Source organism: Novosphingobium sp. BL-S-21 (assembly GCF_055521655.1).
The window spans coordinates 992565-1010496 of sequence record NZ_CM145496.1; the positions used below are offsets into that span (position 1 = coordinate 992565).

Consider the following 17932-nt stretch of genomic DNA (forward strand, 5'->3'; position numbering starts at 1 on the left):
CCCGCAAGCGCTGCAAGGCCCCGCTCACCGATGAACATCGCCCTCCTCCTCGAAATGGCGGCAGAAGCCGCGCCCGACCGCGTCGGCCTCGTCTGCGAGGGCAAGCGGTGGACTTACGGCGACCTGCTGGCCGCAGCACGGGGCGCCTTCGAACTGATCCGGCAAAGCGATGCTCAATATGTCGCGCTGCTCGATGAAAGCAGCGAGGCGGCGGTGATCGCCGTGTTCGGCGCCGCGCTGGCGGGCGTGCCCTATTGCCCGCTCAACTACCGCCTGCCCGATGCCGATCTTGCCGCCCTGCTCGGCCGCATAGCCCCGGCGCTGGTGATCGGGGACGAGGAGCGCATCACCCGCCTTGCCGCGGACCAGGGCCATACGGTGCTTTCCAGAGAAGAGTTCTCACTGAAGGCTCAGGAAACCGTCCCAGCCGAGGATGCGCGCGAATACGATCCCGGCGAAGGGGTGGCGATCCAGCTCTTCACCAGCGGCACCACCGCAGCGCCGAAAGCGGCGATCCTGCGCCATTCCAACTTGCTGGGGTACATCTTCGGCACCGTGGAATTCGGCACCGCCGATGCCGGCGATGCCGCGCTCGTGGTCGTGCCGCCTTATCACATCGCCGGCATTTCAGCCCTGCTCTCCTCGATCTATTCGCTGCGCCGGATCGTCATGCTTCCCGCCTTCTCGCCCGAAGGCTGGCTCTCGCTCGTCGCGGACGAACAGGTGTCCAACGCCTTCGTCGTCCCGACCATGCTCGCGCGCATCATCGAAGCGATGGAGCAGGCCGGCGCGGCAGGCATATCCAGCCTCCGCGCGATCGCCTATGGTGGCGGCAAGATGCCACTCGAAGTGATCCGCAAGGCCCTGGAGCTGTTCCCCGAAGCGGGCTTCACCAATGCCTACGGCCTCACCGAAACCAGTTCCACCGTCGCCCTGCTCGGCCCGGACGATCACCGCGAGGCGCTCGCCTCCCAGGACCCCGCGATCCGCGCGCGCCTGACCTCGCTCGGCAAGCCGATCCCCACGGTGGAGATCGAGATTCGCGGCGAAGACGGCGAGACCCTCGGCCCCGGCCAGCCCGGCGAAATCTATGTCCGCGGCGAACAGGTCTCGGGAGAATACAAGGAAAAGAGCGCGCTCGACGCGCAAGGCTGGTTCCCCACCCGCGATGCCGGCTACATGGACGAACACGGCTACCTCTTCCTGTCCGGCCGCGCCGACGACGTGATCGTGCGCGGCGGCGAGAACATGTCCCCCGGCGAGATCGAGGACGTGCTGCTGACCCATCCTGCCGTGGCCGATGCCTGCGCCTGCGCGATTCCCTCGGTGGAATGGGGCGAAGCCGTGGGCGTCGCCATCGTGCTGCGTGACGGACACGACATGCCTGCCGAGCCGGATCTCAAGGACCTTGTTCGCGCACGGCTGCGCTCCTCGCGCGTGCCCGAGAAAATCGTGTTCTTGTCGGAGCTTCCATACAACGAAATGGGCAAGCTCCTGCGCCGCAAGGTCAAGGATGTCCTTGCCGGCTGACGCACAGGCCAAGGGGCCCGCAATCCCGCTGGCGCGCTGGGCCGACCGGCAACTGGCGGCGCTCGCGCGCGACCATGGCCTGCCCCGCCTCCACGGCGCCGCCCTGCTTGGCGAACGCGGCGCCCATGGCGGCTATCGCATCGGCGGCCGCATTTCCGCGGGGCTTGGTGGCAGCCGCCTCCTGCCGACCCGCGACGGCCGCTGGTTCGCACTCACCTTGATCCGCGATGTCGACCGCGAACTCCTGCCCGCCCTGTTCCAGGACGAGGCGTTGGCGGTCTTCGATCATGCCGCCATCGCCGCAGCCGCCCTCCGGCATGACTGCGCCGATCTGCTGGAGCGCGGGCGCATGCTGGGATTGCCCGTGGCGAGCGCCGACGAGGAACCGGTATCCGCTCCGGTCGAAATCCTGGAACGCGGAGACAAGCGCAGGCGCACCGCTGGACATCGTCCGCTGGTGGTGGATCTCTCGGCCATCTGGGCCGGCCCGCTGGCGGGTCACTTGCTATGGCAAGCCGGCATGGAAGTCGTAAAAGTGGAAAGCCTTACGCGTCCGGACCTGATCCGACGCGACGATCCCGCCACGTTTGACCGCATCAACCAGGGCAAGGCGAGCCTGCTCGTCGATTTCGCCAGCGCCGAACAGAAAGCGCGTCTGATCGGCCTTATTCGCAGCGCCGACGTGGTCATCGAAAGCTCGCGCCCCAGGGCGCTGCGCCATCTCGGCATCGATGCCGACGCGCTTGTGCGCGAGGTTCCGGGGCTGGTCTGGCTGACCGTGACCGGCCACGGCGCGCGCGGGGAGCCGGCCAACTGGGTCGGGATCGGCAACGATTGCGGCGTGGCCGGGGGCATGTCCCGCGCCCTTGCCGAAGTCACCGGCGAAATCGGATATGTGGGCGATGCCATCGCCGATCCGCTGACCGGCATCGTCGGCGCGCGCGAAGTGCTTCGCGCGTTGCAGCAAGGGTGTGCCAGGCGGATCGGCCTGTCGATGAGCGCGATCGTCGCCATGGCGCTGGCCGAGGAACGCGCCTTCGACCGCGCCGCGCTCGACTGCGAACTTCGCAGTTGGGGCCAGGCAGTCGGCCATCCCTTTCCCGCTCTTGCCCCGCGGGTTCCGAGCGCGCCCATCCGTCCGCTCGGCGCCGATACCGAACGTTACCTTGCCGCGACGCTCGCATGCTGATCCGCGATGCCGAGATCCACGGCCAGGGCACGGCCGACTTGCGCCTGGAAGGACGGCTCGTCACAGCCATCGGCACGCTCCAGCCCCGCGCGGGAGAGCCAGTCATCCTGGCTCGCGGTGGCGCCTTGCTACCGGGCCTTCACGACCATCATCTCCATCTTGCCGCGCTGGCGGTGCGCGAGGCCTCGGTCTTTTGCGGGCCGCCGCAAGTGTCCCACCGCGACGCGCTGATCGGCGCGCTATCCCAGCCTGGCGAGGGTTGGCTGCGCGCCACAGGTTTCTGCGAAAGCATTCTGGGCGGCACGCTGCCCGATGCCCGCATGCTCGACACGATCGTCCCCTCGCGGCCGCTGCGCATGCAGCACAGGACGGGCCGCATGTGGTTTCTCAACAGCTTGGCGCTTGCCGAACTCCTCGACCGGGGCCCCGCCCCGCCCGGCCTGGAGCGCGAGAACGGGCACTTCACCGGCAGGCTGTTCGACGAGGACCGCTGGCTGCAGCAAACCCTGGGCAGCACACCACCGGACTTTGCCGCGACCAGCAGCCGCCTGGCGGCCTCGGGCATAACCGGCATCACCGATCTGTCACCGCGCAACGATCCGGCAATGGCCCGCCATTTTGCTGCGCAGCGCGCGGTCGGCGCTTTGAAACAGTCGGTGGTTCTGGGCGGCGCCCTGTCGCTCGCGTCCGCGCAGCAGCAGGACGGCTGGCGCCTCGGCCCCGCCAAACTCCACTTGCACGAAAGCGCCTTGCCGGATTTCGAGGAGGCGAGCGCCTGGATCACCCAGGCGCACGACCAGGGCCGCGGCGTGGCGGTCCACTGCGTCACCGAAGTGGAGCTGGTCTTCACCCTCGCCCTGCTGGAGGCCGCGGGAAGCCTGGACGGTGACCGGATCGAACATGCCTCGGTCGTTTCGCCCGAACTGGCGGCGCGCCTCGCCAACCTGAACCTCAAGGCCTGCGTGCAACCGCAGTTCGTTGCTGGGCATGGCGACCGCTATCTTGCCGAAGTCGAAACCCGGCATCATCCCGACCTGTACCGTCTGCGCAGTCTGCAGGACGCCGGGATCTGCCTCGCCGGAGGAAGCGACGCGCCTTATGGCAGCACGGACCCCTGGGCCGGCATGCGCGCTGCGGTCCAGCGCCGCACCGCCGCGGGCGTCCCGTTTACGCCGGAAGAGGCCCTGACGCCCGAGCAGGCGCTGGCACTCTATCTTTCCGATCCGCTCGACCTCTCACGCCAGCGCCGCATCGCCGTGGGCGAACAAGCCGACTTGTGCCTGCTCGACCGAACCTGGCAGGAAGCGCGCGGCCGTCTGGACAGCGGGGATGTACGCATGACGATCGCGTCAGGTCGGGTCGTCCACCAGCGCATCGACCAGACCCCAGGCCAACGCCTCGCGAGCGCCGAGCCGGCGGCCGCTTAACACCATCAACAACGTGCGCTGCCGGCCGATCCGCCGGCTGAGCGACAGGCAGCCCCCGGCCCCGGGCAATATGCCCATCGCCAGTTCGGGCAACTGGAACCACGCGCGGCGGCTCGCCGTGATCCGCGCCGCGCAAGCCGCCAGTTCGAGCCCGGCGCCGATGCAGGCCCCGTCGATGTGCACTTCCATGCGGTCCGCGCACATCAGCGCCTCGCGTGCGGGGAGCGTGACACAGCGGATCGCATGGGCCGTGGCCGGATCGGTCGTGGTGCCGAACTCCGAAAGGTCCGCGCCCAGGCCGAAGCTGCGACCCTCCGCCCGCAGGCGGACCCGCTCGATGGTCCGGTCGGCATTGGCCAGCGCGAAGGCCTCATGAAGCGCGTCGCGCATGGTCCGATCGATGGCGTTGCCCGCTTCCGGCCGATCCAGCGTGACGGTCAGGATGTCCCTTTCGCGCGCAAGCGTTACCCGCCCTTCGCGAAGCGCGGCGTGCTCCGGGCGCCGCGCGGCGATCCAGCGCCGATGCGCGTCGCTGCCCTGCAGCACCGCATAGGCCAGCGACTCGGCGACGAGTGCTTCCTCATCGGGTAAATGATCCAGAATGCGCAGCAACTGCGTCACAACCGCCGCCGCGCTTGGCTGGTCACGCACCGCCGCCAACAAGGCCTCGGGCGTGAAGCGCGGTTCGAGGCAGGCGTCGAGTCGCGCTGCCAGCGGATGATCGCAAGGACCAAGGCCGATCACCGGATAAGGCCGCAGCCGAAATCCGGGGGCGTCCCGGGCCTCTTTTCCCAGATCGACGAAGGCCATCGGCCAATCCGGGTAGCTACCGGGGGCGGCCAGATCCTGCAGGGAGAGAGTCACATCGTCTGGAGTCACCGCAGTGCATTACCTTTCCGGTCAATTGCCTGTGCCGCTTGAAACATGCCCATCCCTCTTCGCCAAGGCCAGCCCGCCGCAGCAAACTTGCGCTCCAACGCATTGTTTCGGCCATAAAATGGCAGAAATCCGCCAGTTCCTTGGCACTACCTCCATTTCGACATCATCGCATGCGCGAAGCCTATTGAAGCAGCATCGCCATGATGCTAACCCGGTTTAGCAAAAAACGAGTCAGGCTCAGTTTTTATAGAGACCGACTCGAGGAGAGAAATGAGTTTCCATCACCACCCGGAGGGAGGAGAGACCTCATGCCTGGAAAGACGACCTCATCGAACAAGGCGAAGATTGCTCGCCGCGTCATCGAAGTGCTCGAATATTTCGACGATTCCCACCGCGAAGCGACCGTCATGGACATCGTGCGCCGCTACAATCGGCCACAGTCGAGCACGTCGGAACTGCTTTCGAGCCTCGTGGAACTCGGTCTGCTTCACAAGGATCCCTATTCCCGCGCCTATAGCCTCACGCCCCGCGCCGCGTTGATCGGCACTTCGGGCCAGCCCGAACTGGTCCGCGACGGCCGGATCGTCCGCCTGATGGACCGCCTGGTCGCCCAGACCGGCCTTTCGGTCGCGCTCACCTCGATGGTCGGGCTGGACGTGCAGATCGTGAACTGGCGCCATGGTCCGCGTGCCCTTGCCGCAACGCGCGAACTGGCCGGCGGGATCAAGGAACCCCTTGCCCAGAACGGAGCCGGCTGGCTCATGCTGTCCACCATCGCACGCCAGCGCTGCGAGGGCATGGTCCGCCGTCTCAATGCCGAAGCCGACGAGCAGGGCAAGTTCCAGTTCGCCGACATGATGAACCGCATCGATACCTGCCGCGACCCGCGCCATGTGTTCGGCCCGGCCGGTTTCGGCAGCGGCGCAGAGGCCCTTTCCGGTCTCGTCCCGCGCCAGCCCGAGGGTCACCCGCTGGTCATCAGCCTGATCTACGGCAAGGACGACAAGGTCAATCCCGAGGCGCTGCTGCACTCGCTGGGTGACGCGATGCGCAAGTGCCTGCCCGATCCCACGCCGATGCCCGAGCCGGAACTGCTCTCGCACGCGGCTTGAAGACCGCCTGACCGGGGGCGAAAACCGCCGCCGGAACCGGCAACGGAAAAAAGGCCTCGCGGCATGACCGCGAGGCCTTTTCCTTTGGAGCGTTTACTTCTGGCCGGCCTGGATCTCGTCCAGCATGGTGCGGGCGATCTTGAGGAAGTTCGCCGTATCCGTCTGAGCAGACGGGATCGCCTGCCGGAAGGTCGCGAAACCGTGGACCAGCCCGCGGCCTTCATAGAAAGCCGTCGGCACGCCCGCCTCGACGAGCTTCGCGGCATAAGCGCGGCCCTGATCGCGCAGCGGATCGAGCCCCGCGGTGACCAGAACCGTGGGCGGCAGGCCGGCCAGGCTGCCCAGGATCGGTGAACTGCGCGGGCTCTTGGGATCGGCGGCATAGTGCTTCTGGAACAGCGCGGTCATGCTGTCGTCCAGGCCGTAGCCCTTGGCGAACTGTTGTGCCGAAGGATAGCTGCGGGTAAAATCGGCGGCAGGATAGATCGGCACTTGCAGGATCACCGGCACGGCCGCCGGCTTGTCGCGCAGGGCCGCCGCGGCGATCAGGGTGAGATTGCCGCCGGCGCTATCGCCGCTGAGAACCAGTCCCGTGACATCGCGGCCCAGTGCCTTGCCGTTCGCGGCCACCCAGCGTGCGGCAGCCTCTCCGTCATCGGGAGCGGCGGGCCAGGGATGCTCCGGCGCCAGGCGATATTCGACCGAGACCACCGGCAAGTCGAGCTGGCGCGAGATTTCGGCGGCCAGCGCAGCATGGGTATCGATGCTGCCGAGCACGTAGCCACCGCCGTGATAGAACACCACCATCGGTCCCGGTCCGCGCTCTGCCCGCGTATCGAACAGGCGCAGGGGGATCGATCCGCCCGGCCCCGGCATGGTCAGGTCCTTCATCACCGCGAGATCGCCGACGGGAAGGTCGCGGGACGGCATGGCCGACGGCGGCAGCTTGCGGATCTGCGCGATCACTTCGGCCGTCAGCGGCGGCATCGGATGCGCGTTCGACGCCTTGAGATAGGCCGCCACGTCCGGCCGCACATAGGGCGAACCCGTGGCTCCTGACGCCGGTGCGGGCGCCGAGACCGCAGCCGCTTCCTTCGCGGCAAGGCCAAAGGGCGCGAAAGCGACGGCCAGCGCCGTCATTCCCAGCCCGAAATGTGCGAGAGTCGAAGTTCTTTTCTTCGTACCGATCACGAATTGCATCCAATCCTCCCTGTTAGAGAGGCCCGTTGTATGGCTGCAATTCACGCTTGGCGAGCGAGAGAGACCTCCCGCCCGCCTCGCAGGCTCAATAAACGCCACCCTGTTGTTCGGCGAAGTCCTGCTGCTCGCCGGAACTGGCGGTGATCGCGGCCTGGCGGGCTTCGCGCACGCCGCGAATCTCGGCGACAAGCGCATCGCGGCGGCGCGCGAATTCGTCTTCAGGCGAATACTGGCGCGGCTCGGTATCGGGCTTGAAGGCTTCCCAGATCACGGCCGCCTTCGGGTCGTTGCCAGGCTCGACGCCCATGACCTGCTTGCCGCTGACGCGATCGATGCGGACCATGCGAATCCCCGCAGGCGCGACGAACGGCTGCGTGCCCCAGCGCTCGCGCGTGGCCTGGACCACCTGCTTGAAGATCGGCGCGGAAATACGGCCGCCTTGCGCATAGCCACCGAGCGAGCGCGGCGTATCGTACCCGAGGTAGACGCCGCCGACATAGTCCTGCGTGCCGCCGACGAACCAGACGTCGGTCGGGCCGTTGGTGGTGCCGGTCTTGCCGAACATCGGCATGCCAAGGTCGCGCAGGACCACGGCTGTGCCGCGGGTCACCACGCCTTCGAGCATGTGGACCACCTGATAGGCAGTGCCGGAATCGATCACCTGCTTGCCCCGGCGCACGACGCGCGGCATCGGCTTGCCGTCCCATTCGGGCATGTTGCAGGTATCGCACCGGCGGTTGTCCGGCTTCCAGATCACCTTGCCATTGCGGTCCTGCACGTAATCGATCGGCGAGGACGCGAACTGCACGCCGTTGTTCGCCAGGGCGGAGTAGGCGTTGACCATGCGCGAAACCGTGGTTTCGCCCGCGCCGAGCGCGAAGGATAAGTAGGGCTTGTAGTCCCCGATGCCGACGGTCTTGAAGGTCTTCACCACGCGCTTCATGCCGGTGTCGTTGGCGATGCGGATGGTCATCAGGTTGCGGGACTGTTCCAGGCCCCAACGCATGGTGTGGCTGCCGGAACCGCCTTCGCCGCCGAAGTTGCGGAAGCATTTGTTGCCCAGCGCCCCGCCCTGGTAGACGCAGAACGTGCCGTCGAGCACCTGGGTCGCCGGCGTCATGCCGTATTGCAGGCCGGTGGCGTAGACGAAAGGCTTGATGGTGGAGCCAGGCTGACGTTCGGCCTGCACGGCGCGGTTGAAGGAATCGAGCCCGGAATCGAATCCGCCCTGCATCGCCATGATGCGGCCGGTGCCCGGCTGCTCGATCACCATGCCGCCCGAAACCTCGGGAATGGTGCGAACTGCGTACGTATCCGAGGAAACCGGCGCCGCGGCGACGAGGTCACCCACTTTGGCGAGGTCCGAGATATTGGTGAGCGTCGATATATTGCCGTCGGAGAACCCGATCCGGCCGGTCGAGCCGCTGCGATCGACGATCACCCCGACACGCCAGTCCTTGTAATCGATCGTCTTGTTGGAAACGATCAGCTGGGACTGCCAGGTGCTCATGTCGTCGATATGCGCGATCGGATGGGCCCAGGCCCGCCCGCCCTGATAGCGTAGCAGACCCGCGCGCAGGGCATCGCGCACGGCGCCCTGCATCTGCGCATCGAGCGAAGTGCGCACCCAGAGGCCGCCGGCATAGACGCTGTTCGGCCCGTCCTCGGCCTTTTCGCCGTACTGGTCGATCAGGCGGCGGCGCACTTCCTCGATGAAGTAGCCGTTGCCGGAGGGATAAGTCTCGACGCGGCGGGCGATCAGGCCGAGCGGCTGGGCCTTGGCGGCGTCGGCATCGGCGCGCGTCGCCCAGCCGTTGGTCACCATCTGATCGAGCACCCAGTTGCGGCGCTCGACCGCCATGTCCTCGTACTGCTTGCGGCCGTAACGCTCCGGCGCCTTGGGCAGGATCGCCAGGAACGCGGCTTCGTGGAGCTGGAGCTGGTCGACATCCTTGCCGAAATAGGCCCGGGCAGCAGCCTGGACGCCGAAGCTCTGGCGGCCCAGCGGAATCTCGTTGAGGTAGAGTTCCAGAATCTGCGGCTTGTTCAGCACGCTCTCGATACGGCGGGCGACCACCATTTCCTTGAGCTTGCGCGTGACCGAGTATTCGTCGCCGATCAGGATGTTCTTGGCCACCTGCTGGGTGATCGTCGAACCGCCGCGCGCGCGGCCCCCGGTGCCGAGCTTGGAGGCATAGTCCACGACCGCGCCGGCAAGCCCGGTGACATCGACGCCGCCGTGGGTCCAGAACGTCTTGTCCTCGGCCGAGAGGAAAGCGTCGACCAGCGGCCTCGGGAAATCGACGTAGCGCAGCTGGACGCGGCGCTCGCGAGCATAACTGTAGACGATCTGGCCATCGACGCCGCGCACCATGGTGGGCAAAGGCGGCTGATATTCCAGCAGCTTGCTGGCGTCGGGAAGATCGTGGGTGAAGGCGATCCAGAGCCCGCCGAGCGCGACGAGGCCGGTTCCCGCGGCATAAGTGAAGCGGCGCAGCCACTTGCGTTCGCGCCAGGCGCCCCCAAATGCAGCGAAGGGTCGGCCGAAACGACGGCCGGCACCACGGCTGATGCGATAGTGGGCGTCCTCGGGCGGCTGCTCGGAGCCGTTGTCGATGATCTCGTCGGTCATTTCGACTGCCTCTAGAGCATTTTCAGGTCAGGTGGAAACACCTGAGGACCCGGAAAAATGCCGCAACAAAGATGGATCGGAAACTGCTACGCCCCGGTTCAGCGGCTCGGGCTCTAGCACGGGCTTTTTGCGCAAGGCCAGATGCGGCGTGCTCTTTTCGTCGCAGCGACCGTTCTGCTCGAACCGCTCCTGCGCGCAGAAGAGACGGTCAGACGCCGACTTTCCGGGCGAAATAGGCGCGGATGGCCTTGGCCGCGGCATCCGCCAGAGCCTGCTGCCCCGCGCGGGATGTCAGCAGCTGAGCGTCCGCCTCATTGTTGATATAGCCGGTCTCGAACAGGATCGAGGGGATATCCGGCGCCTTGAGCACGGCCAGCGCCGCGGTCTGCACCTGGTCCCGGTGGAGGCCGAGGTTGGCGCCGCGCATCTCGCGCAGCACGAGTTCGCCGACTTGCGTGGAGCCGGCCTGGGTGCCCCGCTGCGACAGATCGAGCAGGATCGCGCCCACCGTCTGGCTGGTCTGCGCCAGGGCGACGCCATTGACCCGCCCCGCCGCGTTTTCCCGCGCGGCGAAGCGCTCGGCAGCCTCGCTGGAGCCCTTTTCGGACAGGACATAGACGCTGGCCCCGCGCGCGGCGTCGCTGTCCGCGCTATCGGCATGGATCGACACGAAAAGGTCGGCGCCAAGCCGCCGCGCCATGTCCGGCCGGTCCGGCAATGCGATGAAGCGATCGGCATCGCGGGTCAGCGCCACGCGAATGCCGCCGTCCTCCAGCAGCCGGTTGCGCAGCGCCAGGGCGATCCTGAGTGCGACCGTCTTTTCCTTGGCATCGCCCTGCCCGGCGCCGGGATCGAAACCGCCGTGACCCGCGTCGATCACCACCAGCGGCCGGCTGGCATCGCCGGGCCCGTCGATCCGCGGCAGGTCCACCGGCATGCCCACCTCGGGCAGGTCGAAGCGCACGACATAGTCGAGATCACGCTGCGAGGGGAAGAAACGCGGCCAGAGCACCCACAATGCGATCGCCAGCGCCAGGGGCGCGGAAAGGATCATGACGAGCTGCGTGCTGCGCGACATCCCGTTTGACTAGGATCGCCCAACGCTCGCCGCAATCCCGCCGAACAGCGCTTTTCCCCCGATTTCACGCGCCTGGCGGCAATCCGCACGGCGATAACGCTCACTGTTCGGCAATGAACTTGCCGTGCAGTGTCTTGAATGCTAGGCCGTTTCGACCCGGGCCCAAGAAGCTTCGGCCTTCGAAATCCGGACAGACACCACTAGGATGGTGCCGGACAGGGCCGACCAAGCCAAATCCCGGCCGTCAAAAACCGGAAAATTCGTTCCGGATCGAACAGGTTGACGCGAGAGATGAGAAGCCAATTGCCGCCTTGCCAGCCGACGCCCGAGAGGGCGGTGGCGGTGTGGGCGCAATTCTTCGCGTGTCCGAACTCGCCACGCGCACTTCCGCTCGCAGACACGCCCGCCCGTCTCCTGGCAATCCGCCGGAAGACAGCGGGCACCATCGCGGCCTCTGCCGCGACAGACAAGAAAACAGTCGCACTCGGGGCGCTGGATTGCCCCGTTTCCAACTTTACCTCCGCCCGTTTCGAGGCTGGCCTTGCCGCATCCGGCAGGCCCGACCTTCTCGCGGCGGGCACCATCGAACAGACACGCGCCGCCCTGGCTGATCCGGCCGGGGCAGAGCGCGTACGGAGAATATACAATGGCAACGCGCATGCTCATCGATGCGCGCCACCCGGAAGAAACGCGGGTGGCGGTACTCAAGGGAAATCGCATTGAAGAGTTCGATTTCGAATCGGCCGACAAGAAGCAGATAAAGGGCAACATCTACCTGGCGAAGGTCACCCGCGTGGAACCTTCGCTCCAGGCGGCGTTCGTCGACTTCGGCGGCAATCGCCACGGCTTCCTTGCCTTCAGCGAAATCCACCCCGACTACTACCAGATCCCCAAGGAGGACCGCGAGGCCCTGCTGGCGGAAGAAGCCGCGCATGCCGAGGAAGAAGCCGCCCTGCGCGCTTCGGAAGGCGATGACGAGGACGAAGAAGGCGGCGAAGGCTACGAAGGCGAAGACTTCCAGGACGGCGGCCTGACCGAAGTCGACACGTCCGAAAAGGACCATGTCGCCACGATCGAGGACGGCAACGTCGAGAACGGCTTCGAGACTTCGGACGAAGACGCTTCGGAAGAAGAATCCTCGGGTCGTGGACGCCGCGGACGCGGTCGCCGCCAGGGTGGCCGTAACGGTGGCCGCTCGAAGGAAGCCGACGAACTGCGCGCCAAGCGCATGGCGCTGCGCCGCCGCTACAAGATCCAGGACGTGATCCACCGCCGCCAGGTGCTGTTGGTGCAGGTCGTCAAGGAAGAACGCGGCAACAAGGGCGCCGCCCTCACCACCTACCTCAGCCTGGCGGGCCGCTACTGCGTGCTCATGCCGAATTCCAGCCACGGCGGCGGCATCAGCCGCAAGATCAGCTCGGCGTCGGACCGCAAGCGCCTGAAGTCGATCATCGCCGAAATGGACCTGCCGCGTTCGATGGGCTGCATCGTGCGCACCGCCGGCCTCCAGCGCACCAAGACCGAGATCAAGCGCGATTTCGACTACCTCGCCCGCCTCTGGGACGAACTGCGCGAGATGACGATGCGTTCGGCCGCTCCGGCGCTGATCCATTCGGACAGCGACCTGATCAAGCGCGCCATCCGCGACATCTACAATCGCGACATCGAGGAAGTGATCGTCGAGGGCGAGGAAGGCTACCGCGCGGCGAAGGACTTCATGAAGCTCCTGATGCCCAGCCACGGCCGCAAGGTTAAGCCTTACGCCGATCCGGTGCCGCTGTTCCAGCGCTTCGGCGCCGAAGACCAGCTGACCGCGATGTACGACCCCGTCGTGCAGCTGCGTTCGGGCGGCTACATCGTCATCAACCCGACCGAGGCGCTCGTCTCGATCGACATCAACTCGGGCCGCGCCACCAAGGAGCACGGCATCGAGCAGACGGCGGTCGCCACCAACCTCGAAGCCGCGCAGGAAATCGCCCGCCAGCTTCGCCTGCGCGACATGGCCGGCCTCGTCGTGATCGACTTCATCGACATGGAGTACGGCTCGAACGTCCGCAAGGTCGAGAAGGCCGTCAAGGAAGCGCTCAAGAACGATCGCGCCCGCATCCAGGTCGGCCGCATTTCCAGCTTCGGCCTGATGGAAATGAGCCGCCAGCGCCTGCGCACCGGCGTCCTGGAAGCGACCACCCGCTCCTGCCCGCACTGCGACGGCACCGGCCTCGTCCGCACCGCCAGTTCGGCGGGCCTCTCGGCGCTGCGTCTCATCGAAGACGAAGCCGCCAAGGGCAAGGGCGTCGTGGTTTCGCTCTTCGCATCGACCGAAGCGGCGATCTACCTGCTCAACGCCAAGCGCACCGACCTGGCCGACATCGAGGATCGTTACGGCGTCAACGTCGAAGTGATCCCCGAGGGCGAGAACGAAGGCGCGAAGATGCGCGTCGTCTCTTCCGGCCCGCGCAACGACTTCGTGCCGCGCTTCGAACCGATCGCCGAAGACGTCGAGGATGACTTCATCGACGAAGAGGACGAGTTCGAAGAAGAAGCCCGCGAGGAATCGCGCGGCCGCGGTGAAGGCCGTGACGAGGACGGCGAAGGCGGTTCGCGCCGCAAGCGCCGCAAGCGCCGCCGTGGCCGCAACCGCGACCAGCGTGACGACCAGGGCGCCGAGGGCGAGTTCGAAGCCGAAGGCGAAGAGTCCGGTGACGAAGCAGGCGAAACCGAAGGCGATGCCGAGGCTGGCGAAGAAGACTTCGCGCCCGCCGGTGAAGGCGACGATTCGGATGCCCCCCGCAAGCGTCGCCGCCGTGGCGGTCGTCGCCGTCGCGGTCGTCGCAACGGTGAGAACGGCGAAAACGGTGAAAACGGCGAGCACGCTGGCGACGAAGCCGGCGAATATGCCGCCGACGACGCTGGCACCGAAGCCGAGGAACCGGTGGAAGTGGTTGCCGAAGTCGTGGTCGCCGCGGAGCCGGTCGTCGCGGTGGAGGAAGCTCCTGCCAAGCCGAAGCGCACCCGTCGCAAGAAGGCGGATGCCGTGGAAGCCGTAGCGGAAGCCCCCGTCGAAGCGCCGGCGGCCGAAGAAGCCCCTGCCAAGCCGAAGCGCACCCGTCGCAAGAAGGCGGATGTCGTGGAAGCACCGGTCGAAGCCGTGACGGAAGCGCCGGTCGAAGCTCCGGTGGCAGAGGAAGCTCCTGCCAAGCCGAAGCGCACCCGCCGCAAGAAGGCGGATGCCGTGGACGCCGTAGCGGAGGCACCTGCACCCGTGGAAGCACCGGCGGCCGAAGAGGCTCCGGCCAAGCCGAAGCGTACGCGCCGCAAGAAGGTGGAAACCGTCGAAGCGGCAGCCGAACCTGCTGCCGAGACGCCCGCCGTCGAAGCCGCCAAGGTGGAAGAGCCTGCAGCCGCAGCGCCCGCTGATGGCGACAGCGCGAACGACTCGGCCGAAGACCCGTCCTCGCCGCGTCGCGGCTGGTGGCAGCGTACTTTCGGCAACTGAGGATATGTGAAGGGCGGCCTGCGCGGCCCTTCACACACTCCAGGACAAAGGGCCTCGCACGGGATCGTGCGGGGCCTTTTTCTTTGGCACGCAGCCGCCTCACACAGCGCAAGTGCGCTCGGTGGTGGGATCGATGATAGTGGTGACTTCGGTGATGCGATTGGCCGGAAAGCCCGAAAGCTCGGCATGCTTGCGGATCAGATCCTCGTTCTCCGCCAGATAGATGCAGAAGGTCTTGTCGCCCGCCACGTAGGAATGCTCCCACTGGATGCCTGCTATCCTGGCCAGAGCGGCATTCGAGGTGCGCGTGGCTCCGCCCAGCTCCGCGTCGCTCATCGCGCCTACCCCCGGCAGGTCGCGTTCGATCACATAGCGCTTCATCATGCTCGCTCTCCTGAAAACAGGGCGAGCGCCCGATTGGCAATCCGATCTGTGCCTTCGTCCGGAATGCCCTCGCACGCCGCCGCCACCGACCGACCATAGCCCCGAACGCCGGGCCATTCCACGATCGACGCCTTCCGAATCGACCGGATTCGTTCGCCTGCCGCAATCCCGCGGGACCGATTTGCAACACCATGAGGCCACGAAACCGCTCTCAGCCGCACTCTGGCCCTTGCCCCGCGCGGCTGAATCGCTAAGGGGACATTCAGTCGCGGTTCGTGCCGCAGTGCAAGATCACGGGGATTTCTTCATGGCGAGCTTCACCCTCCCGGCCAACAGCAAGATCAAGAAGCAGGGCAAGGTTCACAAGGCCGAGGGCGCCGCGCGCGTCAAGAAGTTCACCGTCTATCGCTACGACCCGGATTCGGGCGAGAACCCGCGCTACGACACCTTCGAGATCGACCTCGACAATTGCGGTCCGATGGTCCTCGACGCGATCATCAAGATCAAGAACGAGCTGGATTCGACGCTGACCTTCCGCCGCTCCTGCCGCGAAGGCATCTGCGGTTCCTGCGCGATGAACATGAACGGCTCGAACGGTCTCGCTTGCACCACGGCGATCGAAGACCTCAAGGGCGACATTCGCATCACGCCGCTGCCGCACATGGAAGTGATCAAGGACCTCGTCCCCGATTTCACGCACTTCTACGCGCAGTACGCCTCGATCCGTCCCTGGCTGCAGACCGTTTCGACCACGCCTTCGGGCAAGGAACGCCTCCAGAGCCCGGAACAGCGCGAGAAGCTGGACGGCCTCTACGAGTGCATCCTGTGCGCCTGCTGCTCGACCTCGTGCCCCAGCTACTGGTGGAATTCCGACAAGTTCCTGGGCCCGGCGATCCTGCTCCAGGCCTACCGCTGGCTGGCCGACAGCCGCGACGAAATGACCGGTGAGCGCCTGGACGAGCTGGAAGATCCCTTCCGCCTCTATCGCTGCCACACCATCATGAACTGCGCCAACGTCTGCCCCAAGGGCCTCTCGCCGGCACGCGCCATCGCAGAGATCAAGAAAATGCAGGCAGAGCGCCAGGTCTGATCCGCAGGATCGGATCGCGGACCCTTCGTCGTGCAGCCTGACGCGGAATTCATCCACGAACCGGCCCCGGGTCATCCGGGCTGGTTCACCTGGACGCTCGACGACGATACCCGCTTCAACGCGGTCGGGCTGGGACCGATGATCATCAGGCGGGAAGGCGAGCGCAGTGCCCGCGTCCGCCTGCTCGATCTGGAACGCCGCCACAGCAACATGCACGGCAATGTCCACGGCGGTGTCACTCTCGCCTTCGTGGACGTGGCCATGTTCGCGACAATGTTCAGCGTGCTCGGCGCCCAGGTGTCCGGCTCGGTGACGCTGGACCTGCACAACCAGTTCATAGGCGCGGGGCAAATCGGCGAACCGCTGGACGTATTGTGCGAAGTGATGCGCGAAACGGGCCGTCTCGTGTTCCTTCGCGGCTCCGTCGAGCAGGGAGACCGTCTCGTGTCCAGCTTCCTCGGCACTCTTCGCAAGCCGAGCGTGCGATGACCGCGATGCTCGAACGCTACGAGGCCTTGGTGGCCACCGGCGAACTGCGATCCGACCCGGAGCAGGCCGCCGCGGCCGAGCGGCTCAACCAGCTCCAGCGCGAGATCTACAAGGCGCGGACTTCGACCGGCCTCTTCGGCAAATTGCTGGGCAAGAAAGCCCCCTCCCCCCGCGGTCTCTACATGTGGGGCGGTGTCGGGCGCGGCAAGTCGATGCTGATGGACCTGTTCCATCAGACGCTCGACATCGAGGAAAAGCGCCGGATCCATTTTCACGCCTTCATGCTGGAAGTCCACGCGCTGCTGCGCGAGGAACGCCGCAAGGAAAGCGGCGATCCCATTCCGCCCGTCGCCGCCACGATCGCGCGCAACGTGCGCGTTCTCGCCTTCGACGAGATGGTGGTGAACAATTCCGCCGATGCCATGATCATGAGCCGGCTCTTCACGCATCTGATCCTCGATGAAGGCGTGACCATCGTCACCACATCGAACCGTGCGCCGAAGGATCTCTACAAGAACGGCCTGAATCGCGAGCATTTCCTGCCCTTCATCGACCTGATCGAGAAGGAACTGGACGTGCTGACGCTGAACGGGCCGACGGATTACCGGCTCCATCGCCTGGGCGGCATGGCCACCTGGCACTACCCGCTGGGCGAGGAAGCCACCGAGCAGGCCCGCGAGGCCTTCTACCGCCTTACCGACTATCCGCCCGAGGACAGCGACCATGTCCCTTCAGCGGACCTCGACGTCGGCGGCGGGCGCATGCTTCACGTCCCCAAGAGCCTCAAGGGCGTGGGCGTGTTCAGTTTCAAGCGGCTCTGCGGCGAAGCCCGTGGGGCGGCCGACTACCTGGCGATTTCCCGCGCCTATCACACCGTCATTCTCGTGGGGATTCCCAGGATGGGTCCCGACCGCCGTAACGAGGCGGCGCGTTTCGTGACGCTGATCGACGCGCTCTACGAGAACAAGGTAAAGCTCATCGCCGCGGCCGATGCCTCGCCGGAAGACCTCTATCAGGCCGGCGATGGACGCTTCGAATTCGAGCGCACGGTAAGCCGTCTCAACGAGATGCAGAGCGCCGGCTATCTCGCCATGGGTCACGGCGAAGACTGAAATCGTTAACGATTTGCGAATCGGTCGTTAACGCGAAGCCCCCGGGAGGCTTTCGCGAGCGGAGATACTTGTCCGAATAACGACGCTGGCAAGGCCTTGTTAGGGCCAATAAAAACGCCTCGTTCCTAATTGGAAGAGGCGTGAGCCGCGTAATTAACTTTCTCAACCGACCCAAGACAGCGTTAAATGGCTGATATCCAGGGTTTTCTGGTGAGTGCGGCGTTTCGATGAGATAATCAACGAAACGCCGCCGCCTAAATGGCGATTAACGGCCGAGGCCGCCCCAGTACCAGCTGTACATAACATTACCCCAT

General features: G+C 66.1%; 13 protein-coding genes. 8 read left to right on the top strand and 5 right to left on the bottom strand.

The window, feature by feature from the left end:
- Positions 1–30 precede the first annotated feature (30 nt).
- The 3 genes from ACZ1J6_RS13070 to ACZ1J6_RS13080 are packed head-to-tail and all read left to right on the top strand — an operon-like array spanning position 31 to position 4146.
- Positions 31–1530 (top strand): class I adenylate-forming enzyme family protein, encoded by a 1500-nt coding sequence (locus ACZ1J6_RS13070; RefSeq protein WP_431566892.1) that lies wholly within the window; start codon positions 31–33, stop codon positions 1528–1530.
- Positions 1514–2719, top strand: coding sequence for a CoA transferase (locus ACZ1J6_RS13075; protein WP_431566893.1), 1206 nt, complete (start codon positions 1514–1516; stop codon positions 2717–2719). Before ACZ1J6_RS13070 ends, ACZ1J6_RS13075 begins: the two co-directional genes overlap by 17 nt.
- A complete protein-coding gene (locus ACZ1J6_RS13080; protein ID WP_431566894.1) occupies positions 2713–4146 on the top strand; it encodes an amidohydrolase family protein in 1434 nt (477 codons plus the stop codon). The genes ACZ1J6_RS13075 and ACZ1J6_RS13080 overlap by 7 nt, the downstream gene beginning before the upstream one ends.
- Here ACZ1J6_RS13080 and ACZ1J6_RS13085 read toward each other — a convergent pair.
- Positions 4069–4956, bottom strand: a complete 888-nt coding sequence (locus ACZ1J6_RS13085) for an enoyl-CoA hydratase/isomerase family protein (RefSeq protein ID WP_431566895.1) — start codon at positions 4954–4956, stop codon at positions 4069–4071. The two genes, ACZ1J6_RS13080 and ACZ1J6_RS13085, sit on opposite strands and share 78 nt — an antisense overlap.
- 377 nt (positions 4957–5333) lie before the next feature.
- Here ACZ1J6_RS13085 and ACZ1J6_RS13090 point away from each other — a divergent pair, with 377 nt between their 5' ends.
- Positions 5334–6137, top strand: a complete 804-nt coding sequence (locus ACZ1J6_RS13090; protein ID WP_132263324.1) for a helix-turn-helix domain-containing protein — start codon at positions 5334–5336, stop codon at positions 6135–6137.
- 93 nt (positions 6138–6230) lie between these two features.
- Here the strand turns inward: ACZ1J6_RS13090 and ACZ1J6_RS13095 are convergent, their stop codons facing one another.
- From ACZ1J6_RS13095 to ACZ1J6_RS13105, 3 genes are all read right to left on the bottom strand, one after another.
- Entirely contained in the window at positions 6231–7277 is a 1047-nt protein-coding gene (locus ACZ1J6_RS13095) for an alpha/beta hydrolase (protein WP_431566896.1), read from the bottom strand.
- A 145-nt stretch (positions 7278–7422) separates the two neighbouring features.
- Positions 7423–9969, bottom strand: a complete 2547-nt coding sequence (locus ACZ1J6_RS13100; RefSeq protein ID WP_431566897.1) for a penicillin-binding protein 1A — start codon at positions 9967–9969, stop codon at positions 7423–7425.
- A gap of 208 nt (positions 9970–10177) precedes the next feature.
- The gene (locus ACZ1J6_RS13105) at positions 10178–11047 is read right to left on the bottom strand and encodes an N-acetylmuramoyl-L-alanine amidase family protein (RefSeq protein WP_431566898.1); all 870 of its coding nucleotides are present in this window, start codon (positions 11045–11047) and stop codon (positions 10178–10180) included.
- 646 nt (positions 11048–11693) lie between these two features.
- Here ACZ1J6_RS13105 and ACZ1J6_RS13110 point away from each other — a divergent pair.
- On the top strand, positions 11694–14543 hold the full coding sequence (locus ACZ1J6_RS13110; protein WP_431566899.1) for an Rne/Rng family ribonuclease: 2850 nt from the start codon (positions 11694–11696) through the stop codon (positions 14541–14543).
- A 99-nt stretch (positions 14544–14642) separates the two neighbouring features.
- Here the strand turns inward: ACZ1J6_RS13110 and ACZ1J6_RS13115 are convergent, their stop codons facing one another.
- Positions 14643–14927, bottom strand: coding sequence for a DUF4242 domain-containing protein (locus ACZ1J6_RS13115; RefSeq protein WP_431566900.1), 285 nt, complete (start codon positions 14925–14927; stop codon positions 14643–14645).
- Between the two features lie 307 nt (positions 14928–15234).
- Here ACZ1J6_RS13115 and ACZ1J6_RS13120 point away from each other — a divergent pair, with 307 nt between their 5' ends.
- Genes ACZ1J6_RS13120 through zapE form a run of 3 tightly spaced genes read left to right on the top strand, consistent with a single transcriptional unit; the run spans position 15235 to position 17618 of the window.
- Positions 15235–16017 carry a succinate dehydrogenase iron-sulfur subunit gene (locus tag ACZ1J6_RS13120; RefSeq protein WP_132263331.1) on the top strand — a complete coding sequence of 261 codons (783 nt, stop codon included), beginning with the start codon at positions 15235–15237 and terminating at the stop codon, positions 16015–16017.
- A 30-nt stretch (positions 16018–16047) separates the two neighbouring features.
- On the top strand, positions 16048–16506 hold the full coding sequence (locus ACZ1J6_RS13125) for a PaaI family thioesterase (protein WP_134093116.1): 459 nt from the start codon (positions 16048–16050) through the stop codon (positions 16504–16506).
- Positions 16503–17618 carry a cell division protein ZapE gene (gene zapE, locus ACZ1J6_RS13130; protein ID WP_431566901.1) on the top strand — a complete coding sequence of 372 codons (1116 nt, stop codon included), beginning with the start codon at positions 16503–16505 and terminating at the stop codon, positions 17616–17618. Before ACZ1J6_RS13125 ends, zapE begins: the two co-directional genes overlap by 4 nt.
- Positions 17619–17932: the final 314 nt, after the last annotated feature.